Genomic DNA, 24,699 nt, shown 5'->3' with positions numbered 1-24,699 from the left:
CTGCCATCGGGCATCACCGGATGTTCACAAACTCACGCCGACTTCCTCCGCGCGCCTGCTGTCGGCTTCTTCGCCGCTTCCTTACCCGGCTTCTTACCGGCGATCGGCATCAGCATCTCCTTCTGAGCCGCGGCAGCCTTCTTCGTCTTCTTGGCAGGCTTTTTCGGAGCCTCGGTCTTGGCTGCTGCCCCGCCGACGCTCTTGCGTAGCGCGTCCATCAGATCGACGACGTTCTCGCCTTTCGGCCGATCCTTCGGCACGATCGGCTTGCCGGCACGCTTCTGGTTTATGAGCTCGATCAGCGCGGTCTCGTAGTGGTCCTCGAACTTCTCCGGCTCGAACGATCCGGCCTTCTGGTTCACGATGTGCTTGGCCAGATCGAGCATGTCCTTGGTGACTTTGACGTCCTGGATCTCTTCGAAGTATTCTTGCTCGCTACGGACCTCGTAGGGATACCGCAGCAAGGTGCCGACCAGGCCCTTGTCCATCGGCTCGAGCGCAATGATGTGCTCTCGGTTGGTGAGCACCACGCGCCCGATCGCAACCTTGTTCATCTCGCGGATGGTCTCGCGGATGACCGCGAAGGCGTCGTGGCCGACTTTTCCGTCCGGACGGATGTAGTAGGGGCGGATTAGGTAGCGCGGATCGATATCGGCCTTGTCCACGAACTCGTCTATCTCGATGGTCCGCGTGGATTCCAGCGCGATCTCCTCAAGCTCCTCCTTGGTCACCTCGATGAACTGGTCCTTCTCGAGCTGGTAGCCCTTGACGATGTCCTCGTTGGACACCTCGTCCCCGGTGTCGGCGTCGACTTTCACGTACTTGATCCGATGACCGGTCTGACGGTTGAGCTGGTTGAAGGAGATCTTCTCACTCTCCGACGTAGCCGGGTAGAGCGCCACGGGACAGGTGACCAACGAGAGACGCAAAAAGCCTTTCCAGTTCGCGCGGGGGGCCATGCTACGCAACACTCCATTACGGGGACTTGGACTCAAGACGAACGGCGCGGCACAGTTCCGACACCGGCCGCAGGTGTCCACCGCAAATTGATGCCACGTCCCGGTCAGGCGCTCGGAATACATGGCGGGCAGCCTTGACCGGCACGAACGAAATAAGAACATACAGCGGTGACCAACCCATGGCAGATCCCTCGGTCATTAGACCTCCGTGGAAATCAGCCAATCCGTTGCTCTAAGGGGAGCGGCACCAGCCCCGTCGGGCAACACACCCCCGTCAACCCCTCTCCATAAAAATATTCCACTTTACCGAAATTCGGAATTGGCGTATGTGTCGCTCATCCCGGCTCATTCTTGAGGGGCGATCTTGTGTCGTCACGTTCGCGAGCCGGGCTTGCGGTGGACGCGGCAGCGTTCGGGTGCGAGAGGCTAAGGGCAGGGCGGATTGCTCTCCGTGAGCCCAAGGCTTCGTTCCGACGAGCGGCGCTGCTAGGCTTCGTCTCGTCTGTAAGTTTCCGGCTCCGTCGACAGGGCTGGGAAAACTGCGGCGAAATGGCGGGCCGTGCGTACGGCAAAACCGTGTGGTCCTGGCCGTCGTTGCTACGGTCAAGCTCTTGCGGATGCGGCATCTGCGTCAACCGGCGCGGTGTCGGTGACTTTCGCGAGGGCGAGGGAGGCCAAAAGGAACTCGGCTCCCGGGAGAGCACGGCATAAGCCGTCCAACCATCGCGCAGGGAAGGCCGAGTGATTGGCTACACCTGTATGCTGCTGTGCGGTTTTCCTGCGTGTGCTTTTCGCGCAGCGGACCGCGGGTGCCAGCCGGCACCCGGCCTTCCCTGTGCCCTCTTGGCTTTGAGGGTGGAGTGACCAGGCAAAGCTCGGGCGAAATGCGCCGCGAGAACGAGAACTCATGTCCACTGTTGGAAAGGTCGCTCTATCATTTGCCACGTGATTCCTTTTGGGAAAGTGGTTCGTTCTGCGGCTCTTGGAGATGGCCGCTTTCGTTCGGCATCCAAGGCTGTCGACCGGGGTCCGAGAATGGAAGCATCGCCATGTGCTTTTGCGATCGCATCCACCAAGCGTTTCCCTCTCCAACTGACCAAGCTGCTGCTGATGGCGCCATACCGCTCGTGGATCGCCCAGCAGCCGGAGACCCCGCCAAAGGCGACGGGGTGGCCAAGCCAGCAAATTTTCAGATCATTAACAATGTTGAATCACAGGCCGGAGCGGTTGCCCTACCGTGAACCTTTCCGCTGGGGCTTTCCATGATCGATACCGCGACCAAGGCGTTGTTGCGCACCGTTCTCGACGAGGTGTGTGAAGGTGTTCCACGCTGTGAGATTGGCGCCCGGACCCGCGTCGCATCGAAGCTTCTGGAGACTGCAAGCAGGGGTGACATCTGTGCGGATCGCCTCAAACAGGCGGCCCGCAATGCCCTCTCTGAAATCCCGACGATGTGACGATGGTCATGTGGGGGCGGGGGTGAATTTCCACGTGACGGTCCTCAAGATCCTGGTGAGCTACCCGGATGGGTTCGCCGCAATGGAGGATCTCAAGCGGGATATGGCCATTCTGGCGACCAGCGGTCGCGACTGGACGGAGCGTACCCGGCGGCTGGGCGCGCGGGTGCCCGGCCTGGACATCTTTTCGCAAGGGCTGATCGACCGGACAAATGGCGGGTGGCGCATCACGGCCAAGGGCCGCGCGGTGCTCGATCTGATGGAAGCTCGTCCGGACCAAGCCCCTATTGCGGCCGAACAACGCCACTCAGAGCCGGAGCTTGCCCCGGCAATCTCGCGGCACATTCCGGCGGAGAGGGTCCGAGGACGACTCGCGGCGCGCCGTCGCCGACGCAATGCCCGCAAGCAGGCTCGGGCTTCCTAGCGAGGAACGAGCGTCGCTCCCGAAGCTTGAGCAAACGCCTTGTGATGGAAGACGCTCATGCAAAGTTCCGACGCCACCTTGTCGACCGCCCGTCTGTCGCGCGCGACGGACGATATCTGGGTCGTGGACGACGCCCCGATCAGCGCCGCCGGTCTGAAACTCCCGGTGCGCATGACCGTCATTCGGCTGTCGAACGGCGATCTCGTGCTGCATTCGCCGGTGAGATATTCGCCGGCCCTCCGCGGTGAGCTGGAGCGGCTTGGGACGATAAGGTACTTGCTCGCGCCGAATATCGCGCACTGGATGTTCCTGTCCGACTGGCAGAAGGAGCTGCCACAGGTGACGATTTTCGCGGCGCGGGGCCTTTCGGCGCGCAGGCAAGTTCGAGCAGCACGCATCCGCATCGACCGCGAGCTCGGAGACACGACGCCTGAGGAATGGAGGGCCGACCTCGAAGCCGTCTCGGTGAACGCTCCGATGTTCTCCGAGATCGAGCTGTTCGACAAGCGCAGCCGGACACTGATCCTGACGGATCTCGTGCAAAATCTCGATCCCAATGATCTCAGCGCGCCAAACGAGGCCGCGGCGAACCTCCTCGGCATTTCCAAGCCGAACGGCACGGCGCCGGTCTATCTGCGGCTGCTGCTGCGCCTCGGCGGCCGTTCCGTGCGGTCCGCAGCGGAGCGGCTTATTCGGCTGTCTCCGGAGCGGGTGATTTTCGCGCATGGCGACTGGTTCGAAACGCATGGGGGCGAGCGCCTCCGACGATCCCTGAACTGGCTGCTTCCCGCGGGCGGCTCCGGATCTGAGCCGCGCCAAATGACCGGCACGCGCGTCGTCATAACCGGTGCCTCGAGCGGAATCGGGCGTGCTGCGGCCCTGGCCTTCGCCGGCAAGGGCGCAAGCGTGGTCCTGGCGGCACGCCGTGCTGAAGGCCTGACGAGCCTTGCTGCGGAATGCGAGGCGCTCGGAGGCCGCGCATTGGCGATCGCGACCGATGTCACCGATGCCGAGGCGGTGCAGCGACTGGCCCGAGAGGCCGCCGACGCGTTCGGTGGCATCGACGTCTGGATCAACAACGCCGGTACCGGCGTTTTCGGGGCCTACCAGGATGCGGATATCGCGCTTCATCGCCGAACGATCGAGGTCAATCTCCTCGGCACAATGCATGGCGCTTTCGCGGTGCTTCCGATCTTCCTGCGCCAGAACCGCGGCATCCTGATCAACAACATCTCGCTCGGCGGCTGGGCGCCGACGCCCTTTGCTGCGGCCTATACGGCCAGCAAGTTCGGCCTGCGGGGCTTCACCGCGAGCCTGCGTCAGGAGCTCAGTGCTCACCGCAACATTCACGTCTGCGGCGTCTTCCCGGCCATGGTCGACACGCCCGGCTTCGTCCACGGCGCCAACATGTCCGGCCGGACGCTCGATCCCGGTCCGCTGCTGTATCAGGCGGAGGATGTTGCCGAGACGTTTGTGAGCCTCGTTCGCGCACCCCGAGACGAGGTCGCCGTGGGCTGGCCGGCTCGTGCCGGCCAGATTGCCTATGCGATGGCTCCGCAGATCACCGAGAACATCGTGGGAGCTGCCTTCCGCTACCTGCTGTCGCGCGCGCACCCCGCAAAGAGCAGCGAGGGCACCATGATCGAAGCTGGTCCGCAAGGCACGTCGATCGACGGCGGTTGGCTGTCGCGCAAGCAGCTTCCACCTGCCGGGGTCATCAGTCAGGGGCTCGCGGCGCTGGGACTGGCTGCGGGCGTGGCTCTCCTGGCTTCAGCAGTTGCGCGTCGCGCCGGCAGACCGGGACAAGGCGTGGGCAAGTACAAGCAAGTCCTGCCGAGGCAGATCACGGCAGCGCGTAAGCCCGCACGTAATCGCCGAGTTTAGTTCCGAACGAGCCGTGGCCGCCGTCGACCGTGACGACGTATTGCTTGCCGCCGGCCTCATAGGTCATCGGCGTCGACTGGCCGCCGGCAGGAAGGCGGTCCTGCCAAAGCTGTCGGCCATCGCGAACGTCGAACGCGCGGATGTAGTCGTCCATCGTTCCCGTGATGAAGATGATGCCGCCCGCGGTGACGATCGGACCGCCCAGCATGGGAACGCCGAGCTTGAATGGCAGCGGCAACGGGGCCTGATCGCGGATCGTGCCGATGCGATGCTGCCAGACCACCTTGTGCGTTTTGAGATCGATCGCTGCGATGTTGCCCCATGGCGGGGCAAGGCAGGGGATGCCGAGCGGCGAGAGGAAAATGCCGAGGTCGACGCCGTAGGGCGCGCCGTACATCGGCTGCACGCCGAGCTCGGTTCCTGGTGGATGCGCCGCATTCGGCGCGGCCGGATTGTCCTTCCCGCGCGGCACCAGGCGCGAGACGAAGGGAATCGATTGAGGGTTCGCGATCGCGATCTGGCGCTGCGGATCGACGGCAATGCCGCCCCATTCGAACATGCCGAAGTCTCCGGGAAACACCAGCGTGCCTTGTTCAGACGGCGGAGTGAACGGCCCCTCATAGCGCAGGCGCTTGAACTTGATCCGGCAGGCGAGCTGGTCGAACATCGTGCTGCCCCACATCTGCGCGTCCGTCAGCATGCCGGAGGGGCGGAAGCTCAATTCCGAAAAAGGCTGGGTTGGCGACAGCCGGTCTCCCTTCGCGGCGCCCTGAGGCACCGGCTTCTCCGGTGCGGGCACCAACTGACGCCCATCGCGGCGGTCGAGCACGAAGATGTCGCCGGTCTTTGCGGGGATGTAGATCGCAGGCGTCACGCCGCCGTCAGAGCGCAAATCGACCAGACTGGGCTGCGACGGCATATCCATGTCCCAGAGATCGTGGTGCACGTTCTGGAACGACCAGCGCAGTTTTCCGGTCGAGACATCGAGCGCAATCAAGGCCGAATCGTAGCGCTCGTTTTCGCGCGAACGGCCGCCGCCCCATATATCCGGAGAACTCGAGCCGAGCGGCACGTAGACGAGTCCGAGCTTCTCGTCGACCGCCGAAATGCTCCACGAATTGGGTGAGCCGGCCGTGAAATGATGCGAGGCCGAGGGCATTTCGTTCGGATCGGAATTGCCGGCATCGAACGCCCAGATCAACCGTCCCGAATAGATGTCGAAGCCGCGGATCACACCCGACGGGACGCGATCGGAATAGTTGTCGATCACCGCTCCGCCGACGATCAGCACCTTGTCCGTGACGAGGGGCGGCGAGGTGCCCTCGTAGAAGCCGAGTGTCTGGATCTCGCTGCCTTGCTTGAGATCGATCTGTCCCTGGTTGCCAAAACTCTGGCAAGGCACACCGCTCTGGGCATCGAGCGCGAACATCCGCCCGTCGTTGGTTGGGACGAAGATGCGTCCCGCACAATCGTTCGGGGCCGGCGCGCCGTCGGCCGTGACCGCGCCGGGCCTGGTCGCGTGATAGGACACGCCGCGGCAGGTCATGTGCTGGAACGCCTTGTTGTGCTGGACCTGCGGATCGAACTTCCAGCGCAGTTTTCCGGTCGCAGCTTCGAGCGCGAACACGATCTGGTGCGGCGAACAGGTGTAGAGGAGATCACCCACCTTGAGCGGCGTTGCCTGGTTGGTGATCTCGTCGGGATCATCAGGGCCCTTGTGGTCGCCGGTGCGGAATTCCCAGGCGAGCTTGAGGTCCTTGACGTTGTCCTTGGTGATCTGGCTCAGCGACGAGAAGCGCGTACCGAAGCCGCTGCCGCCGTAGGCCGTCCAGTTCTCGCCGGCGTCGGGCCGGGTCGGCTCGGACGAAGCAATAGCGCCTGTCGTTTCGATCTCCGGCATCGTGCCGGCGATATCATGCCGGTCCCTCGTCAGGGAAACGCCGAGCACGACGACGGCTACGATCAGCACGAGGCCGAGCGCCCAACGTGCGGTCCGCATGCTCGGTGCCAGTCGACGCGCAATGAAGGGCAACAGCAGCCAGACGCCGAGTGGTGCCAATACGTCGCCCCGCGGCGCCAGCGACCAGAAGTCGAGGCCGGCTTCCCAGATCGCCCATGCCATCGTTCCGGCCAGCAGCGCGGCATAAATCCAGAGCGCCTCGGCACGACGGCGCGCGAGCAGCCAACTCGTGAGCAGAAGCATGATGCCCGCGATCAGATAGTAGATGGAGCCACCGAGGGCCGCGAGCCAGGCGCCGCCGGCGAGGAGGCCCAGTCCCATGATACCGACGACCACGACGGTGACGGCCAGCAATGGCGCCTCACGGAGCCAGTTCGTTGAACGGTGTGTCGGTGTCATGATGGTCATTTCAGCGTATAGAGAAACGCCGCGATGTCCCGCGCGTCCTTCTGCGGGATGCCCATTCGCGGCATGGCATTGCCCGGCAACGCCCGCTGTGGATCCTCGATCCAGTCAGCCATGTTGTCCGGCGAATTGTGGATGTAGCCGGCGATGTAGGTCCGCGTGCCGATCCGATGCAAGGGTGGGCCGACGTTACCTTCGGCGCCGGCAATACCGGGAATATCGTGACAGCCGCCGCACTGGTACTGCTTGACGAGGTCGGCGCCACGACGCGCGTCGCCGACGAAGTTGTCCGGGCCCGCAGCGTTGCAGGCGGCGCCTGTCGTAGCCAGTAGCGCGGTGACTAGCAATCTCGTGATCGGATTCACCATTGCTGCTCCGCTTGGCCGATCAGGGCTTCTGGCCGAAATTGAAAGACTTGGTGGCAGACCAGGGATCGGTCGTGGAGACCTGCTCGCTCGGGACCTGCTCGACCTCGGGCGACGGCAGACTCGCCGAAAAGGTGCGGCCCCATTGGTGGCTCGGCTCGTTGCTGATCTTGCCGATATAAGTGACGAGATCCCAGATCACGCTGTCGGGCAGCACGCCGCCCCAGGCCGGCATCCCGTTCGGCCGCCCCTGGTAGATCGAGAGAAAGATGTTCTCGGGCTGCGAGCCGTAAATAAAGATGTTGTTGCTCAGCGCCGGCCCCATGCCGCCACCGCCATTGGGCGCGTGGCAGCCGACGCAGTTGAAGTTGACGTAGTAGGTCATCCCACGCTGCTGCGCGTTGGGATCGCCTTGCACGGGATTTTTGATTTGCGGCGGGTCCGGCTGCGCGCCGGGATGGAGGTGACTGACCGGAATCTGCATGAAGACGCCGGGGCTGCCATTGCCAACATTGCCACCGAAATTCGGGCGCGGGGACAGCGTCGGCATCTGCGCCTCCTGCGACTGCGGCAGGGTCTGCTGGGCGATTGCCGCGCCGTTCGGCACGGTCGCCAGCAGCAACGATAGGGCGCTCGCGCGCAGCACTGGAGCAGACATCATTCGTGTCCTCCCGATACCGGAGTCGGTTCGTCCACCAGCGGAACGCCGTAACTGCGCAGCAGTGACGCGATCTCAGTCCCGTGCTCGTCGATGAATGCATTGAGTCGGTCGCGCAAAACGTCGTCGCCTTTGCGCACCCCCATCGCGATGGCGAACCGGAATTGCTGAGATGGAAAGCGTTCGTAATCCCGGATCGGCGTGACCGTCAGGGGGACGGGAGAGCGCTGGGCGAAATATCCGCCGAGCGGCCCCCATGCTGCGGCGACATCGATCTTGCCGCTTTCGACCGCTTCGATCAGGCGTGCCGGCGGATCGGGTTGGCGATAATCACCGTAGATGGAGTAGCCGCGGAGGTTGTCGACGATGCCTTGGTCGCCGAGCGCCTGCGCGGGCGGCGGATTGTTGCCGTCATCGCCGATCAGATGCACGCCGATCACGAGGTGATGCAAGCGCGGGTCGAGCAGGGACGAAAGCTCGAGGTGCTGGTCCTGCCGTGTGACGAACACGTAGCTCGAGCGATAATAGGGCCTGGTCGTCTCGACGAGTTCATAGCCGGACGGCACGCCCATGACGACGTCGCATCTGCCGGCTTTCAGTGTGTTGCGGATGAAGCCGCGGCGCTGCGCCCACCAGGTGTAGGAGACCTGCTGGCCGAAATGCTCAGCCACCATGGCCGCGAGCCTGTTTTCGAATCCTGCTTCGGCACTGTTCGAGAACGGCAGATTGTTGGGATCGGCACAGACGCGAAGCTCACCCTCCGACGCTGCCGCTGCCGTTGTCGCGAGCGCGAAGAGAATGCCAAACGATATGCGGGGACGCCTATTTAGAGGGCGCATGGCTGGTGTCCTCACCATTTGCGCCGCCGAGTTTGAAGACCAGCAGCTCGCTCCCACCGGCGGTGTAGAACGGCAAATCCTGCGTCGCGCCGGTAAAGCCAAGGGCGCCGTTGCGCACCCGCGGATCGACCTCGGCATTGGCGACCACCCCCGGCCAGCCGCCGACGCCCGACAGGATCGCGATGTATTGCTGTCCGTCGGAGCCGCGATAGGAGATCGGCTGGCCGATGAACCCGGATCCAGCGCGGAATTGCCAGAGCACGCGTCCATCCTTGGCATCCACCACTTTGAAGAGCCTATCCATGGTGCCGTAGAACGCGACGTCGCCAGCCGTCACCAGCGCGCCGCTCCAGACCGGCAGCTTCTCGTGAATCTCCCAGACCTTCTTGCGCGCGATCGGATCCCACGCCATGAACTCGCCGCGATAGCCGCCGGGGCCGGCATACATGTCGACGTCTGCGCCGACATAGGGCGTCCCGGCGATGTAGCCGACTTGAGAAGCCTTGAAGCTCATGCAGAGATGCTGATGCGGAACGTAGAGAAGTTTTGTGCGCGGTGACCACGCGCTCGGCTGCCAATCCTTGGCGCCGGGCGCGCTCGGGCAGATGTTCTCGACTGTCTTGCCGACAAGCGGAGTCTTCTCCTCGTTCGGGATGATCTTGCCTGTCTTCAGATCGACGCCCTTGTAGCTGTTAACGAAATCATACGCGTCCGCCGAAATCACTTCACCGGTGGCGCGATCCATCACGTACATGTAGCCGTTGCGGCCGGGGTGGATCAGCACCTTGCGCGGCTGTCCATTCAGTTCGAGGTCGACGAGCACGTTCTCATTGATCTCGTCGTGATCGAACAGATCGTGCGGGTTGACCTGGTAGGCCCATTTCGCCTGGCCTGTGTCTGGATTTCGCGCGAAGATCGACGCGCTCCAGAGATTATCACCGCTGCGCTGGTTCGCGTTCCAGGGACTTGGATTGGCCGTGCCGTAATAGATCAGGTTCAGATCGGGATCGTAAGAGATCCAGCCCCAAACCGTGCCGCCACCGACCTGCCAGCGGTCGGCGGGCCAGCTCTTCACGCCGAGATCCTGGCCTTTGAGATTGTCGTAGAACGGCTTGAAATCGTCGCCGATCAGCACGTCCTTATCGGGCCCTGTTGAATAAGCGCGCCAGGCGATGGCGCCGGTGGTCTCGTCGAGTGCGGTGACCCAGCCGCGCACGCCCAGTTCGCCACCGCTGTTGCCGACGAGAATTTTGCCTTTCACCACGATGGGAGCCATCGTGATGGTTTCGCCCTTGTTGATCTCGCCGAGCTTCGTGTGCCAAAGCTCTTTGCCGGACTTGGCGTCGATCGCGACGGTGTGGTTATCGAGCGTGTTGAGGAAAACCTTGCCATTGTCGAAGGCCAGTCCGCGATTGACGACGTCGCAGCAGGCAACGCCCGCGGCCGCGGGCTCCGGCTTCGGCGCGTAGGACCATTTCAATTCGCCTGTCGTGGCATCAAGCGCAAATACACGATTGGGGTAGGGTCCTGCATAGGGGCCGACCACATACATGGTGCCGTCCACCACGAGCGGCGCCGCCTCCTGGCCTCGATCGGCGCCCACCGAGAACGTCCATGCAAGCTGGAGGCGCGAAGCGTTGGACGTGTTGATCTGATCAAGGTCGCTATATCTGGTGTTGGCGTAGTCGCGCGCCGCCATCGGCCATTGGCCTGGATCCTTCATGCGGCTGGCCAGATCGGTCTGTGCCGAGGCGGATGACAGCAACGCGCAGGACGCGCACACCACGCTCACCAACTGCGTGAAGCTACGCACTAACATATGTAAAGATCTCCACGGCAGTGACGAGGCCGTGCGCCGTTGCAGGCCGGTTTACGGACGTACAAACGTTCCGCCTTTCCTTGGTTCCAAAATGCGGCGAGCGACGAAGCACTATCTCACGACATTGCCCGAAACGCCGGCGCCGAGATCTACCGCGATCTGATCCTCTTTGCCGTTGCACTTGGGATGACCGAATCCCGACGGGCTTTTGCCGTCAGGTCCGATGTCATAGATGATCGCGTCCTTCATGTTCGGGCTTACTCCGGCGGGCACCCGGTCGAGCCCGAGCTGGTGGCGCACGCGCCAGGCGACGTTGTGATCGGCGCAGGAACTGTCACCGCTCACACCCAGCGCACCGGCCACGCCGTTGCCGTCATAGAGCGCCAGCCCGCCTCCGAACACGATGGTGCCGCCGATCGGCTTGCCCACCATCGGATCCTGGGCCGTGCCGAAGCTGTCCGGAGATCCGGCGTACAAGGCTTCCGGGGACGGCGGGTTGCCGAGCGCCGCGCCGAACAGGAATCCGCCGGGCTGCGCACCGGCATAGAGATTGGCCGTCGCCATGGCCTTGTCCTTCAGGCTGAATGCATTCGCCGTATTGGCCTTCTCGGCTGCGATGGCCCGGCTGCCAAGCCACTGATCATCGGCCTCACTGCCGCTATAGGCGACGGCGCAGACGACACCCTGTCGATTGACGACGGCAGCCCATTCGTTGTTGTCGAGACCTCCGTTGCTCGGGCCGCCGCCCGGCTTGACACTCTTCTTGAGGATATCGGCGAGCTTGTCATGGTCGACCGGGCACGACATCCCTGGCCGGGGTGGGTCCTGCGCGTTCAAGGTTGCAGGCATCAAGAATGCCGCGGTGAAGATAGCCGTTGCCGCCATGACGGATCGTTTTTCCATGTGGCCTCCGTGGAGTGTCGCAGTCGACAGGCGAACGTCCGAACAGAAGTTGCGGTTCCTATGCAGCATCGCTCAGCTCGGATGTTGAAGAGAGCGGCAGGTGGGAATGGCCGCCGTTCGCAGTCAGCCACCGATGAGCGAAAAACAACGCCGCGCCGGTATAGAGTATTCCCATGGGCACCCACATCAGGATGCCGGCGAGCTGCTGATCCTCCAGTGCCGAGAGGCCGAATTCGCCAGCGAGGGCGCCCTGGCCCGGGATCCACAGCCGCGGCGACACCGTCAGCAGAGCCCCGAGCACACCCGAATGTAAAATCGTGATGAAGAGACACGCGACAGCGATGCCGTCACGAATTCGGGTGCTACGGCCCTGACCGCGGCCATGAAGCAGCACCCACCAGAACAACAGCGCGGTCGCGAAAAAGCTGATGTGCTGGAGACGATGGATCGCCGTATTCTCTAGCGCCCATGCATATAGCGGCGGTGCATGCCAGATCCAGAGCGCCGCACCGTGCAGGATGGTCGCGCTCATGGGGTGGCTTACAAAACGCCACGGCCACGCCAATATCGGCAGATTGAGCATGCGACCCGCCGCCGGGCGAAGCCGGGCCGGCAGGCTCCACAGCATCGGCCCATTGATCCGGGCGAACGCCATCAGCGGTGCCGCGACCACCATGAGCAGTTCGTGCTCGACCATGTGCGCGGTGAACAGACGCTCGCCGAGCCAGTGCAGTGGCGAGGTCACCGCGAGCGCGGCCACCAGCCATCCGGTCCAGAATGCCGCCACCTGGCGGAAGCTGACGCCACGGCCGCCGCCCGCATGGTGCCAGAGCCGCTGCGTTCCGACATAGAAGGCGATAGCGACGGCATAGAGCGGGGCCATGAGCCAGGGATCGTAGCTCCACAGCGAGCCGGGATCGACCTCCGATAGTCCGTGCGCGGCGGCCGGTGCCGCGAGCAGCGCGAGCAGCAGTGCTGCGAAGCTCAGCGCAGGCATGGGCTGATCATGAGCGAGGCGGCGAACTGGTTCGCAATCACCAACGCAAACAGCACGCCGGAGCCGACGCCGAGCCAGGCCATGAACGTTCGTGGCCCGCCGCCTTGCGCATCCGTCCATTCAGCCCCAGCGCCGCGTTGAACGGCGCGGGCTGAAATGACAGTGCCTGCGAGAGCGACGATAGCTAGAACCGCACTCATGATCGCGCCACTGATCCTGGTCTGTTCGCAGGAGAAGTGCGCGAGCACGTAGACGCCCTGCAAATTGATACCCCAAGCGATGGGTCCGAGCGCAACGCCGGCCCAGTAAAGCAGTCTGGAATGTCGATCGGCTGCAGTCATAGGCGTGGCACCCAATCGAGCAAGACGTAGAGCGGCAGCCAGGCGAGCACGACGAAGTTCCAGTAGAACACGTTGTCGGTCACATCGCTGAACCGGCGCGGTTTCGCATGGCGCGTGAACATCAACACCGCCAGCACGACGGTGTCGCCGAGATCGGTGGCAAGGTGAGTCGTGTGCAGCCCCAGAATGAGCCATACGATCGAGCCGTAGGCTGAATTGTCCCATCGGGTGTTGAGATGCGCGAATTCGAAGCCGCGCAGCACCAGCAGAGCGATGCCGATCAGGGCCATCACGATCAGGCCGATCCGCACCTTCGCGAGATCCTGCCGGTGTGCGGCGCGGTTCGTGAACTCGTTGGGAATGATGCTCAACACATAGATCACCGTCTCGACCGTCCCCGGCCAGAGATCCGGCGGGGAGGCTCCGATCGGCCAGCTCGGGTTGACTGCGTAGAGATAAAGGTAGGCGCCGATGGCAACGGCAAAGCCCATGCCTTCGAGGGCCATGAAACCCATGGCGCCCCACCAGGGGCCACTGCGCGGGCCGTAGCCGTAAGTCGGCAGGTCCGAGACGTCGCGGACGATAGTCTGTCTCACTCCTCGTCCTCCTTGCTGCCGGTCGGCCAGAACCAGCCGATCAAAGTCACGGCCATCGGCGGCGTGCCCCAGAGCACCGCCCAGGGCGTGAAGATCGAGCCGATGAAGAAGATCGTCGTCGCGATCGCCGCGAGCAGTGGCCAGATGCTCGGCTCGGGCGATGCCTCGCGGATCTGCGGCTCCGCTTCCGCCAGCGAGGTCAGCAGGACTTCGCGCCGCTCTGCACTCAGGCCCGCGACCACGGGCAGGCTCTCGCTATCGGCCCACAGCGGATCGCGGTGCTTGACGACCGGAATGCGGTCGAAGTTCTGCGGCGGAGGTGGCGACGAGGTCGCCCATTCCAGCGTCGAGGCATCCCAGGGATTGTCGCCTGCGAGCTCGCCCTTGCGCAGGCTGTAGATCACATTGACCAGAAGCAACGCGAAGCTGAGCGCGAAAATCAGCGCACCGCCGCTGGACAAGAGGTTCAGGTGCGCCCAATCCATGTCGGCCGTGTAGGTGTAGACCCGGCGCGGCATCCCAATCAGCCCGAGGATGTGCATGGGAAAGAACGCGACGTTGAAGCCGATGAAGGCGAGCCAGAAGTTCCAGCGCCCAAGTCTTTCGCTCAGCATGCGGCCCGCGATCTTGGGAAACCAGTAGTAGACCGCGCCGATCAGCGGGAAAACAGCGCCGCCGATAAGGACATAATGGAAGTGGGCCACGACGAAATAAGTGTCGTGCACCTGGGTATCGATCGGGACCGAGGCGACCATGACGCCGGACAATCCGCCGAGCACAAAGATCACGATGAAGCCGATCACGAACAACAGCGGCGTCCGGTAGACCGGACGTCCGTCCCAGAGCGTTGCCAGCCAGCAGAAGATCTGCAGTCCACTCGGCACCGCGATCAGCATGCTGGAGGCGGTGAACAGGGCCGCGCCGAGTTGGGGCAGGCCCGTGACGAACATGTGGTGGACCCAGAGGCCGAACGACAGGAAGCCGGTCGCGATCAGGGAGAGGATCACGACGGGATAGCCGATCACCGGCCGCCGCGCGAACGTCGCGAGGATCGCCGAGACCATCCCCGTGCCCGGGATGAAAATGATGTAGACCTCGGGATGGCCGAAGAACCAGAACAGGTGCTGCCAGAGCAGGGGATGTCCACCCGATGAGGAATCGTAGAAGCGGGTATTGACGAGCCGATCCAGGATCAGTGACGTCGATGCAACCATGATCGATGGCATGGCGAACATCACCAGGAAGGCCGTCACCAGCATGGCCCAGACGAACAGGGGAATGCGGTCGAGCGTCATGCCGGGCGCGCGGAGCTTGAACACGGTGACGACGATCTCGACGGCGACTGCGAGCGCCGCGACCTCGGTAAAGGTGATCATCTGCGCCCAGACGTCGGCGCGCTTCGTCGGTGTGAACTGCAGGCTGGAGAGGGGAACGTAGGAAAACCAGCCGACATCGGGGCCGACATTGAACAGGAAGGAGATCCACAGGAAGCAGCCGCCGAACAGAAACATCCAATAGCTGAAGGCGTTCAGCCGCGGAAAGGCGATGTTCCGCGTGCCGACCATCAAGGGCACCAGATAGACGGCGAACGCCTCCATGACGGGCACAGCGAACAGGAACATCATCGTCGAGCCGTGCATCGTGAAGACCTGATTGTACTTGTCGGCGGAGAGAAACGTCTTCTCCGGCCCGGCAAGCTGAACGCGCATCAGGACCGCAAGGATGCCGCCGAGGAGCAGGAATACGAACGCCGTGACGATGTAACGGCGGCCGACCACCTTGTGGTCGACTGCCATCAGCGCGCCCATCCACCCGGACGGCGTGCGCCACACCCGCTCGAGCTGCGTCGAAAGCTGCAGGCCGTTCAGGACGTCATCCCGCAAATCATTTGGTTCAGCGGCGATGCTCACTTGAGCTGCTCCAGATAATGAATGATCGCGATCAGCTCATCCGATTGCAGCGGCATCTTCGGCATGAGATTGCCGGGCTTGATGTGCTGGGGATCGGCGATCCAGGCGCCGAGCGTCGCGGGAGTATTCGGCAGCGTCCCCGCCGCGATGGTCGTGCGGCTGCCGATATGCGTGAGATCCGGGCCGAGCTGCCCGCCGGCCAGCGTGCCGCTGATGTTGTGGCACAAGGCGCATCCGCGTCCCCGGAACAGAGCCTCGCCCTGTTTGCCGAGCTGATCCGCGGGGCTGTTCGCGCTCTGGTTTTCATGGTCACGCCAGCGGCCGAACTCGTCGGGAGACATCGCGATCACCGCGAACGCCATGTGGGCGTGCTGGATCCCGCAGAACTCGGCGCATTGTCCGCGATAGACGCCGGCATTCTTCGCCGTGAATTGCAGCTCGTTCTTCTGCCCGGGGATCAAGTCCATCTTGCCGGTCAGGCTGGGCACCCAGAAGCTGTGGATCACATCGGCGGATTCAAGCTCGACCTTCACGGGCTGGCCGGTAGGGATCCGGATCTCGTTGGCGGTCACGAAACTCTGGTGCGGACTGTCGGCCTCGTAGCGGACCTCCCACCACCATTGGTGGCCGATGATCTTGAGCGTGTGGGCTTTCTCGTCCTTGACGAAGACGGTGCGCTGACCGGCATAGCTGACAAGGGAGAGGCCGAGCACGATGACGGTGGTTGCAATCCCGAGCGCGAGGATGACGCGCCCGGAGCGTTCCTCAAACGCCTGGTGAAGATCGAGCGGCCGATCGGCCGAACGCTTCCGCCGCAACATTCCGATTCCCAGGACGATCACGACAGCGGTCCAGACCATCGCTGCCACGGCGAGAAAGATGAACAGCGTGTGCAAGATCTGACCGGATTGCGGCCCTTGAGGGTCAAGCGCCGACTGCCGGCCCGCGCACGCAGCAAGCGGCCAGGTCATGCACAACACCAGAACCCTTCGCACCCAGACCCGCATTGACGTTTTGTCGCACTCCGCTTCACAGGCGGAACCGGTCAGGCCTACAAAGGTTCCTATGCGCCAATCGGGGCGATCGGCCCAACAGGGATATGTCCGACATCGATCATCGGGCTAGAATGGCCAGCCCTTCACGGCGATCACGATCGCCGCGTCACCAGCGGCCATCAGCAACAGGACGGCAAGGCTGGCGATGATAGCGCCCGGCTGGGCAAGCACGCGCAACTCTCTGAGCATGTGTCGGCTCCAAAAACGCAGCAATGCCGCGATGACCCTGAGGGTTCCTGCGGACATGCCCGGAGTTGACGTGCGAGCGCCGGAACGAAGGCTTGAGATCGCGCGTTCCTGCGACGAATTTGAGGGTTCACGTGCCGCGCTATCATTTCGATCTGATCGACCCCAAGACCGTTGCAGACGAGGGGGGTGCTGAATTGCCTGACGACATCATGGCGCTGGATGTTGCCGAGGAGATCGCGAGGAGACTTCTTGCGGAGCGTCCCGAACTCAGGAACCGTCACTTTTCGATCCTGGTCACGAACCATGAGGGTGAGGAGATCGGGAAGGTACCCCTTGATGTCCTGCACTGAAGCCCTGGTCTGACATGGCATTGAGGATCGGAGTGATCTCCGACACGCACGGCCTTCTCAGGCCGGAGGCCGAACGCTGTCTTGCGGGAGTGTCGCATATCATCCACGCCGGTGATATCGGCGCGCCGGAGGTTCTGGAGAGGCTTTGCCGAATAGCGCCGGTCACCGCCATCAGGGGAAACGTCGACGTCGGCAGTTGGGCGATGCGCTATCCCGAAACCGAAACGGTGCACCTCGGCGCTCGTTGCTTCTACCTCCTGCACGATCTCAAGACGCTCGCCATCGACCCCGCAGCGCACGGTGTGAACGTGGTGATATCAGGACATTCGCATCGGGTGCAGGTCAACACGAGAAACGGAGTGCTTTTCCTGAATCCCGGGAGCGCCGGTCCAAGGCGCTTCAAGCTGCCGATCACGCTGGCGACGCTCGAACCGGATGAGGGCGGCGACCTGCGCCCCACCATCCATGAGCTCGACGGGTGAACGAAGTACGTGCGTGCCAGCTAGTGGGTATTCGATTTTTGCCACCGCTCCAGATCAATCGGGGGACGCTTTGGGTCGATCTGCTCCTTCTCGGGATTCCCCTGCCAAGGCTGGTCCGTCTGCCGGTGGGTCGGCAAATCGGTCTGCTGTCGCGGATCGTCGACCGGTGTTTCTCTCGGGTCGTTTTCAGGCGCTTTCGCTCTCGGCATAAGTTATCCTCTTTATGGTTCTGTCGATGCGGCGGCACGCGATCAGCGTACGCCAGCGATGATTGCCGCGACGCGGCGCGAATGCTGATCGACAATGACGAGATCCTTCCCAGCGATCAGGTATTGATCGCCCCAGAACCCGTTCAGCACTTGGGTGACTTCGGGCGGCAAGTCGGCCACCTCGGTCTGGCGCGGCACCGAAGTACCGATCATCATCTCGAAATTTGGACGATCCATCGTGGGGCCGTGCGCCGACGAGACGATGGCGCGGAGCTGTTCGCGCTGCTGATCGTTGAGGCCAGCCGGCTGGGCGGTCTGTTTGACATCCCGCGCACGGGCGCCGGTCGCATCTTCATTGCCAGCCGGGTTTTCCTTCGCCGCTTTGCTGACCGCTTCGCGTTGCGTGGGAACTCCCGTGCCGACGGTTGTGGCAGGGGCACCTTTGTCGGCGCCTGTAGAGGGGCGGCCCAGATAGTCTGTTGTCCCGAACATCTGGGGCACGGCGAACCAGACGATGAAACCTACAATCAGGACGGCTGCCACCGCCGATCCCACCATCATCAGCTTCCGGGTGCCGTCCTTCTCCGCTTCACGCGATAGATCCTTGACCATGAATAAAAAGCCTTCGGTATGAACTGCGGGTCAACCCGCGCGGGAATCGTTCGTTCCTACGGGCATGCATCAGCATCGATCAGGAACGACCGCCGCCGCATCTCATTGCCAGCGCATGAGGTCGCGAGACCGAAACAAGGAGCATGCAATGACCAAAATGCCCCCCGTACCGCCAGAGCAGCGCAGCGACAAGGGACCCGGATCTGATCCAAAGATCGAAACGGACGAAAAGGTGCCCGGCCGCGAGAACTTCGACACCCAGGGACGTGACGGCAACATCAAGCAGAACACGACAAACCAAGGCTACCAGCAGGACCGATGAATGCCACACAAGAACTCAGACACTGAACGCTTCGGTGGTCCGGGCTCCTCGCGGCAGGACCGCAAGCACCCCGAAAAGGGAGGTCGCGAGCATGAGCGCCCTGCACCCGGAACGCCCACCAACGACCGCAAATCACACGTCTCGGGAGGCGGTGGTGAGCGCGACCAACATCACACGCACAATGATCGTGAGAGGAGCTGAGCAATGCGTAGGACAAGTTCGAGCTTGATACTGATCGCCTTCCTGGCGAGCGCGTCGATAGGGGCCGCCTCGGCGCAGACTGGCGGTGGCGGCGGTGGCGGTGGTGGTTCGGGCGGAGCAAGCGCGAGCGGCGGCGCCGGCGGTGCCTCAAGCCCTGGGTCGGCCGGCGGTGCCTCGAGCCTTGGGTCGGCAAGCCCTGGATCGGCAAGCCCTGGATCGGCAAGCCCTGGATCGGCAAGTCCTGGGTCGGCAGGCCTTGGGTCGGCAGGAGCTACAAACCAGACGGGGGATGTATCACCCAACCTGGGTAATCCAGCCGACGCGGCCGCGGCTTCGCGCGGGACGACGGCTACCGGCACGAACACCGCTGGAACGGCCCAATCAACCGGTGGCGGTCCGCGAGGATCGACCACCGTCGGGCGGGCCGGCAATCCCGCAGGAGGCACCAGCAGCGGGCGGATTGACGGAACTGCGACACCCGGTCCGTCGATGCCGGGCGACGCCGAAATACGCTCGGAGAACTCTCAGGACTCCCACGTCGATCGAAAGATCAAGAGCATCTGCAAAGGCTGTTAGATCGATGATCAGGACGCCGGGTTTCCCGGCGTCCAATCGAGGTCGTCTTCGCTTCGAGCTTTCGGGGTCCGGCGAGCAGGGCTTGATCTGCAGGTCGTCCTCGAGCGTAGGCTTGCCCCCGCTGCTTTCGACCAGACCGGCGTCGTCGGCCTTTTTCAGGGTTTCCTCTTTCGTTGAAAACGTCCGGCTGAGTTTTTCGTCGTCCTTGAACAGGGCATACGCCATATCGGCTCCTCGCGGTTTGAATCATCGACGACTTTGACGGCGGCCGTCACGCACGGCCCCGCCGCTCCTTCGTCGCTGGGGTAAAGCTCTAGCCGACTTCCCTGAGATTGCTCAGGATCGCCAGGTGACGCTGAATGATCGGCAGCGACATCTGTGCGACCTGCTGTTCGCCGGGGTTGCCACCGGATCGCAAATACGACGCGTTGAGCGCGAGCAATTCACGGTGCCCCCGGATCTGCCCCTGCACATACATCCGGTCGAAGGGACCCGATGGTGTGGCCTGAAGGCGCTGAAGCAGGGCGGCATGATCCGGCCGCAGCGGTGCCGATCCCGGCGCTGCTCCGAGCGCGCTCGCGACCTGGACCTGTTCGGCAATCTCTGCATTCGCGAAGTTGACGATGTCGGGATTGCCGGTGCGCGTCAGGGCGAGCTGACTCGTCTGCATCGCACACGACCCACCCATGAGGTCGGCCGTTCGAAAATCCCGCTGTGGGACTGGTTTGGATTGCGCAGCGTAGGTCGACAGTCCGAGTCCGCCCAAAGCAAGCAAAAACGATCTTCTCAGCATGATGAATCTCCAATGTTGGATTCACAAGACGCTGCTACCGTTTCGAACGTTCCTATCGTTGGCAAGAGCAGCCGAGCGACGCTCCGCAAAGCGTCTTCGCCGTCATGAGATGAGCAGGCAGCTTAACGCAGGTTATTGGCACGGGAGGTGCGTCATGATCATAGGAACGGCAGCGCTGAGGATGGTTTGTCCATCATCCAGATGCCGATCGGCGCACGAGTCAATTTATGCAAGACAACAATTCATCCAGCTTCCCGATTTCCGCGGGTGTCCTTCTCGGGCTTGGTCTGGGCGGATTTTTCGATGGCATCGTGTTTCACCAGCTGCTGCAATGGCATCATATGTTAAGCGGCTGGTACCCGCTCAACTCCATCGACAACGTCAAGCTCAATACGACCTGGGACGGCATCTTCCACAGTGCGACCTATCTGCTTGTGCTGCTCGGCCTGTATGTCCTGTGGCAAAGGGCGCGCAGGTCCGACATTCATTTGTCGGGCAGCCGGTGTCTCGGAGCGGTCTTGCTCGGATGGGGCATCTTCAATCTGGTTGAAGGTGTGGTGGACCATGGGATCTTCAAGCTGCATCGGGTGAATGAGACAGTCCCCGACGAACAGCGCATCTTCTGGGATCTCGGCTTCCTGCTATGGGGTGCGGCCATGCTGGTTGTCGGCATCGCCATGACGCGTGCCGGCAAGCAAGGGAGGGTACATGCGGAAAGCAGTCTACAAGCTCGCTAGAGAGACTCCGCCGGCTCTGGTCTATGCCATTTTCATAGTGCTGCTGGCGCTCGCGACAGCACCAGCCTTTCGCATCGTGCTGTTTGGTGTGTCGCTGGATGATCTTCTGCAACTCCGTTGCTTCAATCTCGGCTGATGCGCGGTTCAGCTGCGCAAGTGGAGTTGAACGCCGCGGCCTTTGTCAACGCCTCATGTCCGCCCGGAGGTAACATGGTCGAGTTCAGGCTTCCGAAACACTCCCGCGTGGAAAAGGGAAGGATCTGGCCCAAGCCGGACAGCAAATCGTTGCGCGAATTCCAGGTCTATCGCTGGAATCCCGACGACGGTCGCAATCCCCGGCTCGACACCTACTTCGTCGATATGAGCGATTGCGGGCCCATGGTGCTGGATGGTCTGATCTGGATCAAGAACAACATCGATTCCACGCTGATGTTCAGGCGGTCCTGCCGCGAAGGCGTGTGCGGCTCCTGCTCAATGAATATCGCCGGCCAGAACACGCTCGCCTGCACCAAGTCTATGATCGAGGACGTCCCGCAAGGCGAGCCGCTGCGCGTCCTGCCTTTGCCGCACCAGCCCGTGGTGAAGGACCTCGTTCCGGACCTGACGAATTTCTACGCCCAGCTCGCATTGATCGAGCCTTGGCTGCAAACCGTGTCGCCCACGCCACAGAAGGAATGGCGGCAGAGCCATGAGGATCGGGCCAAGCTCGATGGACTGTACGAGTGCATTCTCTGCGCCTGCTGCTCGACATCTTGTCCAAGCTACTGGTGGAATTCGGAGCGTTTCCTCGGCCCAGCTGCCCTGATCCAGGCGGCCCGCTGGGTCAATGACAGCCGCGACGAAGCGACGGGCGAGCGCCTCGACAAGCTCGAAGACCCCTTCAGGATCTATCGCTGTCACACCATTCTCAACTGCGCGAAGGCGTGTCCCAAAGGCTTGAATCCGGGCGAAGCCATTTCCGGATTGCGCCTCAAGATGGTCGAACGGAAGTTCTGATCGGGGACGGACGCTACTGCGCAGAAGGAACGATGGCTGCGGCGTTGGCTTATCGACCAGACTGGAGGCGCCTGATGGGCAAGAAACAATTCGCCGCGTTGCCGTTCACGCTGAACAATTCCGAATTGCGCGTGATGCTGATTACGACCAGGCGCAAGGGCAGATGGAGTGTCCCGAAGGGATCGCCGATGCGCAAGACGGAGCCGCATCATACGGCTGCGCTCGAGGCGTACGAGGAGGCCGGTCTCGTCGGCGTCACCGCAAAGCGCGCGCTGGGCTCCTTCAAGCATCGTAAACGGAAGGGCGATCGCAAGCGGACCATGAACGTCGCCGTCTTTCCCATGAGAGTCCACGGGCAGGAGCGCTGGTGGCCGGAAAAGGGTGAGCGCGAAGCAATCTGGGTCTCGCCGAAAACGGCGGGCCGTCTGGTGCACAAGGCGCAACTTCGGCGTCTGATCGCCCGGTTCGCGGCGCAGACGGAGAAGACCGCTTCCCTACCGCTGGGCGATGGCCTAGGAACCCGCGTCTTGTCCAGCTATTCAAGGTAGATGAACCAGCAACCGACCGGACTCGCATTCGAGGAGCGACCGCCTCATGAGGTCCTTGCCGCTGCGATCAAGCGGCGCTGCGCCATCCTGTTCGTCGGCGCCGGCGTCTCGATGGCTGTCGGCCTGCCGTCCTGGCAATCTCTGATCGACCATCTGCTGGATGACCTTGGACTTGAGCGCGACGTGATCGATGGAATGCACGGCGGCTATCAGATGCTGGCGGAGTACTATCGGCTGAAGCGCGGCGGAATTGGCCCGCTCCGCAGCTGGCTGGATCGCAACTGGCGCGTCGACCCGGACAGGATCGCGGCCTCCCGCCTCCACAAGCTGATCGTGGAGCTCGATTTTCCGACCATTTACACCACGAACTACGACCGTAACCTCGAGACAGCCTTCGAGGTCCTGAAAAAGCCCTACGCCAAGATCAGCAACGCAAAGGACATTGCAGGTGCCCGTTCCGGTGTTACGCACATCATCAAATTCCATGGTGACTTCGACGACGATGCCTCGCTCGTCCTGACCGAGACCGACTTCCTCAACCGGCTCGCGTTCGATTCGCCGCTCGATATCCGATTTCGCGCTGATGCTTTGGGAAGCACGTTGCTTTTCATCGGATACAGCATGTCAGATCCCAACATTCGGCTCCTGCTGCACCGTATTTGGCAGAGTTGGGACGAATCCGGGCACCGCCAGGACCGACCGAGATCCTTCGTTTTCGTCACCCAGCGCAATCCGGTGCAGGAGGCGGTATTGGCGAACTGGGGCATCATCACTGTCGCGCCGCCTGACGGCGTCAGCCCGGATGATGGTGTTACCCGTTTCTTGCTGGACATCCGCCAACGTATCGACCGTAAGAAGTGAGGGCCTCGAACGCGCCGCCATGATACGCGCCAAGACCGAGACCGCCGGCGAACACGACGGCCGTGAGCGTTTGCTCTGCTGCCATGGGCTCGCTCAGGTTAGCGGCAGGATCGGTCAGAAAGCAGCTCGATTGCCGGTCCGCAACCTGGGCCGCTCACCGATATCCCCTATATCGCCGGGCATAGGCATAGCGCGGATTGACGCCGCAATAGGCGTTCGTTCCCGATGCAGTCGCCATGCACTGAGCGTAACTGGCGAACTGGCAGTTGCCCGGATAGCCCCAAACGCGGCCCTGAAGGCAGTAGCGGTCTTGTGCGATGGCGGCCGATGAGGAGCCGAAGCCCGTCACGAGCGCGAGAGACGCGACAGCCAGGAGCAATCGATGCTTCATGGAAAATCTCCAATTCAACATTGAACGTCCCTCGTGAAGCAGGGTTCCAAAGGGCAACGCTCACGGCTCCTTTTCTCCAGTTCGACGCGATCGTTAACCTGTGTGAAGCCGTTCGACGTCGATCGCGATTAAGGTGACCGATGTCCTCGATCGGAAGCGATATGCTTGACCAGTCTCCCAGCTTGAGAAACTTCACCATCAATTTCGATCCCCTGCATCCCGCCGCGCATGGCGTGCTGAGGCTCGTGCTCGAACTGGACGGCGAAATCGTCGCACGCGTCGATCCGCACATTGGTCTTTTGCACCGGGGCACCGAAAAGCTGATCGAGGCCAAGACCTATCTTCAGGCGATCCCCTATTTCGACCGGCTCGACTATGTCGCTGTCGAGGCTCCGAAGGGCGAGTTCGGTGTGTTCCTCATCGCGGACGGCACGAACCGTCCCTACAAGTGCAAGATCAGGTCGCCGGGGTTCGCCCATTTGCAAGCGATGGACTTTCTCTGCAGGGGGCATTTGCTCGCGGACGTCTCCGCGATTCTCGGGTCGCTCGACATTGTCTTCGGCGACGTTGATCGCTGACTGGAAAACCGCACTGGAGGATCAGCATGGATATCAAAGAAAGCTCCGCCATGACCGAAGCATCCGGCCTCGTGGACGATCAGTTCACTGCGCAGAGCGGCTCGCACGCGCCGCACGGTAATACAACAACAGGACTCGATGCGCCTTCCCAAGCGCCCTCGGCGCAATTGGCCGACCAGTTGCGGAAGATGACCAGAGCAGCACCGCTGCAAGCGGTCTTTGCGGCGTTTCTGTTGGGCGTTCTGGTGGCTCGGCGTCGCTAGACGCCGGCCAAGGCCGTCC

At 62.6% G+C, this 24,699-nt stretch carries 32 protein-coding genes; 14 read left to right on the top strand and 18 right to left on the bottom strand.

Annotated features, from left to right (window positions below; genetic code table 11):
* Positions 1 to 32 precede the first annotated feature (32 nt).
* Positions 33 to 959 (bottom strand): Ku protein, encoded by a 927-nt coding sequence (locus tag GWG67_RS11610; RefSeq protein WP_275169476.1) that lies wholly within the window; start codon positions 957 to 959, stop codon positions 33 to 35.
* Between the two features lie 1,262 nt (positions 960 to 2,221).
* On the opposite strand from GWG67_RS11610, the gene GWG67_RS11605 reads away from it, so the two are divergent.
* Genes GWG67_RS11605 through GWG67_RS11595 form a run of 3 tightly spaced genes read left to right on the top strand, consistent with a single transcriptional unit; the run spans position 2,222 to position 4,724 of the window.
* A complete protein-coding gene (locus GWG67_RS11605; RefSeq protein ID WP_275169475.1) occupies positions 2,222 to 2,416 on the top strand; it encodes a hypothetical protein in 195 nt (64 codons plus the stop codon).
* Positions 2,388 to 2,840, top strand: a complete 453-nt coding sequence (locus GWG67_RS11600; RefSeq protein ID WP_275169474.1) for a hypothetical protein — start codon at positions 2,388 to 2,390, stop codon at positions 2,838 to 2,840. The genes GWG67_RS11605 and GWG67_RS11600 overlap by 29 nt, the downstream gene beginning before the upstream one ends.
* A 57-nt stretch (positions 2,841 to 2,897) precedes the next feature.
* Positions 2,898 to 4,724 (top strand): SDR family oxidoreductase, encoded by a 1,827-nt coding sequence (locus tag GWG67_RS11595; protein WP_275169473.1) that lies wholly within the window; start codon positions 2,898 to 2,900, stop codon positions 4,722 to 4,724.
* Here GWG67_RS11595 and GWG67_RS11590 read toward each other — a convergent pair.
* The 12 genes from GWG67_RS11590 to GWG67_RS11535 all read right to left on the bottom strand — a co-directional run bounded on the left by GWG67_RS11590 (position 4,684) and on the right by GWG67_RS11535 (position 16,761).
* Entirely contained in the window at positions 4,684 to 7,083 is a 2,400-nt protein-coding gene (locus tag GWG67_RS11590) for a glucose/quinate/shikimate family membrane-bound PQQ-dependent dehydrogenase (RefSeq protein WP_275169472.1), read from the bottom strand. The two genes, GWG67_RS11595 and GWG67_RS11590, sit on opposite strands and share 41 nt — an antisense overlap.
* 5 nt (positions 7,084 to 7,088) lie before the next feature.
* Complete coding sequence (locus GWG67_RS11585; protein ID WP_275169471.1) at positions 7,089 to 7,457, bottom strand: cytochrome c family protein; 369 nt, start codon at positions 7,455 to 7,457, stop codon at positions 7,089 to 7,091.
* A gap of 19 nt (positions 7,458 to 7,476) precedes the next feature.
* The gene (locus GWG67_RS11580) at positions 7,477 to 8,112 is read right to left on the bottom strand and encodes a cytochrome c (RefSeq protein WP_275169696.1); all 636 of its coding nucleotides are present in this window, start codon (positions 8,110 to 8,112) and stop codon (positions 7,477 to 7,479) included.
* A complete protein-coding gene (locus tag GWG67_RS11575; protein WP_275169470.1) occupies positions 8,112 to 8,951 on the bottom strand; it encodes a substrate-binding domain-containing protein in 840 nt (279 codons plus the stop codon). Before GWG67_RS11575 ends, GWG67_RS11580 begins: the two co-directional genes overlap by 1 nt.
* Positions 8,935 to 10,770, bottom strand: a complete 1,836-nt coding sequence (locus GWG67_RS11570; RefSeq protein WP_275169469.1) for a methanol/ethanol family PQQ-dependent dehydrogenase — start codon at positions 10,768 to 10,770, stop codon at positions 8,935 to 8,937. The genes GWG67_RS11575 and GWG67_RS11570 overlap by 17 nt, the downstream gene beginning before the upstream one ends.
* 111 nt (positions 10,771 to 10,881) lie before the next feature.
* Positions 10,882 to 11,673 (bottom strand): heme-binding protein, encoded by a 792-nt coding sequence (locus GWG67_RS11565; protein WP_275169468.1) that lies wholly within the window; start codon positions 11,671 to 11,673, stop codon positions 10,882 to 10,884.
* Positions 11,674 to 11,731: 58 nt separating this feature from the next.
* Positions 11,732 to 12,670 (bottom strand): cytochrome c oxidase assembly protein, encoded by a 939-nt coding sequence (locus tag GWG67_RS11560; protein ID WP_275169467.1) that lies wholly within the window; start codon positions 12,668 to 12,670, stop codon positions 11,732 to 11,734.
* A complete protein-coding gene (locus GWG67_RS11555; protein WP_275169466.1) occupies positions 12,658 to 12,933 on the bottom strand; it encodes a hypothetical protein in 276 nt (91 codons plus the stop codon). The genes GWG67_RS11560 and GWG67_RS11555 overlap by 13 nt, the downstream gene beginning before the upstream one ends.
* A gap of 74 nt (positions 12,934 to 13,007) precedes the next feature.
* Positions 13,008 to 13,607: a cytochrome c oxidase subunit 3 gene (locus tag GWG67_RS11550; protein WP_275169465.1), complete on the bottom strand. Its 600-nt coding sequence runs from the start codon at positions 13,605 to 13,607 to the stop codon at positions 13,008 to 13,010.
* The gene (gene ctaD, locus GWG67_RS11545; RefSeq protein ID WP_275169464.1) at positions 13,604 to 15,517 is read right to left on the bottom strand and encodes a cytochrome c oxidase subunit I; all 1,914 of its coding nucleotides are present in this window, start codon (positions 15,515 to 15,517) and stop codon (positions 13,604 to 13,606) included. Before ctaD ends, GWG67_RS11550 begins: the two co-directional genes overlap by 4 nt.
* Entirely contained in the window at positions 15,514 to 16,524 is a 1,011-nt protein-coding gene (gene coxB / locus GWG67_RS11540; protein ID WP_342761031.1) for a cytochrome c oxidase subunit II, read from the bottom strand. The genes ctaD and coxB overlap by 4 nt, the downstream gene beginning before the upstream one ends.
* A 114-nt stretch (positions 16,525 to 16,638) precedes the next feature.
* Positions 16,639 to 16,761 carry a hypothetical protein gene (locus GWG67_RS11535; protein ID WP_275169462.1) on the bottom strand — a complete coding sequence of 41 codons (123 nt, stop codon included), beginning with the start codon at positions 16,759 to 16,761 and terminating at the stop codon, positions 16,639 to 16,641.
* Between the two features lie 131 nt (positions 16,762 to 16,892).
* On the opposite strand from GWG67_RS11535, the gene GWG67_RS11530 reads away from it, so the two are divergent.
* A complete protein-coding gene (locus GWG67_RS11530; RefSeq protein WP_275169461.1) occupies positions 16,893 to 17,111 on the top strand; it encodes a hypothetical protein in 219 nt (72 codons plus the stop codon).
* Between the two features lie 14 nt (positions 17,112 to 17,125).
* Entirely contained in the window at positions 17,126 to 17,593 is a 468-nt protein-coding gene (locus tag GWG67_RS11525) for a metallophosphoesterase family protein (protein ID WP_275169460.1), read from the top strand.
* Positions 17,594 to 17,613: 20 nt separating this feature from the next.
* On the opposite strand, the gene GWG67_RS11520 is transcribed toward GWG67_RS11525, so the two are convergent.
* Together GWG67_RS11520 and GWG67_RS11515 are read right to left on the bottom strand one after the other, a co-directional pair.
* Positions 17,614 to 17,802: a hypothetical protein gene (locus tag GWG67_RS11520; RefSeq protein WP_081747987.1), complete on the bottom strand. Its 189-nt coding sequence runs from the start codon at positions 17,800 to 17,802 to the stop codon at positions 17,614 to 17,616.
* Positions 17,803 to 17,844: 42 nt separating this feature from the next.
* The gene (locus GWG67_RS11515; protein WP_275169459.1) at positions 17,845 to 18,414 is read right to left on the bottom strand and encodes a DUF1236 domain-containing protein; all 570 of its coding nucleotides are present in this window, start codon (positions 18,412 to 18,414) and stop codon (positions 17,845 to 17,847) included.
* A gap of 148 nt (positions 18,415 to 18,562) precedes the next feature.
* On the opposite strand from GWG67_RS11515, the gene GWG67_RS11510 reads away from it, so the two are divergent.
* Both GWG67_RS11510 and GWG67_RS11505 read left to right on the top strand, forming a co-directional pair.
* The gene (locus GWG67_RS11510) at positions 18,563 to 18,736 is read left to right on the top strand and encodes a hypothetical protein (RefSeq protein WP_275169458.1); all 174 of its coding nucleotides are present in this window, start codon (positions 18,563 to 18,565) and stop codon (positions 18,734 to 18,736) included.
* Positions 18,737 to 18,937 (top strand): hypothetical protein, encoded by a 201-nt coding sequence (locus GWG67_RS11505; protein ID WP_081747988.1) that lies wholly within the window; start codon positions 18,737 to 18,739, stop codon positions 18,935 to 18,937. It begins immediately after the preceding gene.
* Positions 18,938 to 19,318: 381 nt separating this feature from the next.
* Here the strand turns inward: GWG67_RS11505 and GWG67_RS11500 are convergent, their stop codons facing one another.
* The gene (locus GWG67_RS11500) at positions 19,319 to 19,738 is read right to left on the bottom strand and encodes a hypothetical protein (RefSeq protein ID WP_275169457.1); all 420 of its coding nucleotides are present in this window, start codon (positions 19,736 to 19,738) and stop codon (positions 19,319 to 19,321) included.
* Positions 19,739 to 19,826: 88 nt separating this feature from the next.
* Complete coding sequence (locus GWG67_RS11495; protein WP_275169456.1) at positions 19,827 to 20,288, bottom strand: DUF4142 domain-containing protein; 462 nt, start codon at positions 20,286 to 20,288, stop codon at positions 19,827 to 19,829.
* A 245-nt stretch (positions 20,289 to 20,533) separates the two neighbouring features.
* On the opposite strand from GWG67_RS11495, the gene GWG67_RS11490 reads away from it, so the two are divergent.
* The 5 genes from GWG67_RS11490 to GWG67_RS11470 all read left to right on the top strand — a co-directional run bounded on the left by GWG67_RS11490 (position 20,534) and on the right by GWG67_RS11470 (position 23,448).
* Positions 20,534 to 21,043 carry a DUF2243 domain-containing protein gene (locus GWG67_RS11490; protein ID WP_275169455.1) on the top strand — a complete coding sequence of 170 codons (510 nt, stop codon included), beginning with the start codon at positions 20,534 to 20,536 and terminating at the stop codon, positions 21,041 to 21,043.
* Positions 21,015 to 21,179, top strand: coding sequence for a hypothetical protein (locus GWG67_RS11485; RefSeq protein ID WP_275169454.1), 165 nt, complete (start codon positions 21,015 to 21,017; stop codon positions 21,177 to 21,179). The genes GWG67_RS11490 and GWG67_RS11485 overlap by 29 nt, the downstream gene beginning before the upstream one ends.
* Positions 21,180 to 21,253: 74 nt before the next feature.
* Positions 21,254 to 22,039: a succinate dehydrogenase iron-sulfur subunit gene (locus GWG67_RS11480; RefSeq protein WP_275169453.1), complete on the top strand. Its 786-nt coding sequence runs from the start codon at positions 21,254 to 21,256 to the stop codon at positions 22,037 to 22,039.
* 74 nt (positions 22,040 to 22,113) lie between these two features.
* Positions 22,114 to 22,587 carry an NUDIX hydrolase gene (locus GWG67_RS11475; RefSeq protein ID WP_275169452.1) on the top strand — a complete coding sequence of 158 codons (474 nt, stop codon included), beginning with the start codon at positions 22,114 to 22,116 and terminating at the stop codon, positions 22,585 to 22,587.
* Entirely contained in the window at positions 22,588 to 23,448 is an 861-nt protein-coding gene (locus GWG67_RS11470) for an SIR2 family protein (protein WP_275169451.1), read from the top strand.
* Positions 23,449 to 23,602: 154 nt separating this feature from the next.
* Here GWG67_RS11470 and GWG67_RS11465 read toward each other — a convergent pair whose 3' ends face one another.
* Entirely contained in the window at positions 23,603 to 23,839 is a 237-nt protein-coding gene (locus GWG67_RS11465; protein ID WP_275169450.1) for a DUF3551 domain-containing protein, read from the bottom strand.
* 161 nt (positions 23,840 to 24,000) lie between these two features.
* Between GWG67_RS11465 and GWG67_RS11460 the strand changes: the two genes are divergently transcribed.
* Together GWG67_RS11460 and GWG67_RS11455 are read left to right on the top strand one after the other, a co-directional pair.
* Positions 24,001 to 24,417 carry a hypothetical protein gene (locus GWG67_RS11460; protein ID WP_275169449.1) on the top strand — a complete coding sequence of 139 codons (417 nt, stop codon included), beginning with the start codon at positions 24,001 to 24,003 and terminating at the stop codon, positions 24,415 to 24,417.
* Between the two features lie 26 nt (positions 24,418 to 24,443).
* Entirely contained in the window at positions 24,444 to 24,680 is a 237-nt protein-coding gene (locus GWG67_RS11455) for a hypothetical protein (protein ID WP_275169448.1), read from the top strand.
* Positions 24,681 to 24,699: the final 19 nt, after the last annotated feature.

Source organism: Bradyrhizobium sp. CSS354, from assembly GCF_029051725.1.
Taxonomy (GTDB): domain Bacteria; phylum Pseudomonadota; class Alphaproteobacteria; order Rhizobiales; family Xanthobacteraceae; genus Bradyrhizobium.
This window is presented reverse-complemented; position numbering and strand designations above follow the sequence as displayed.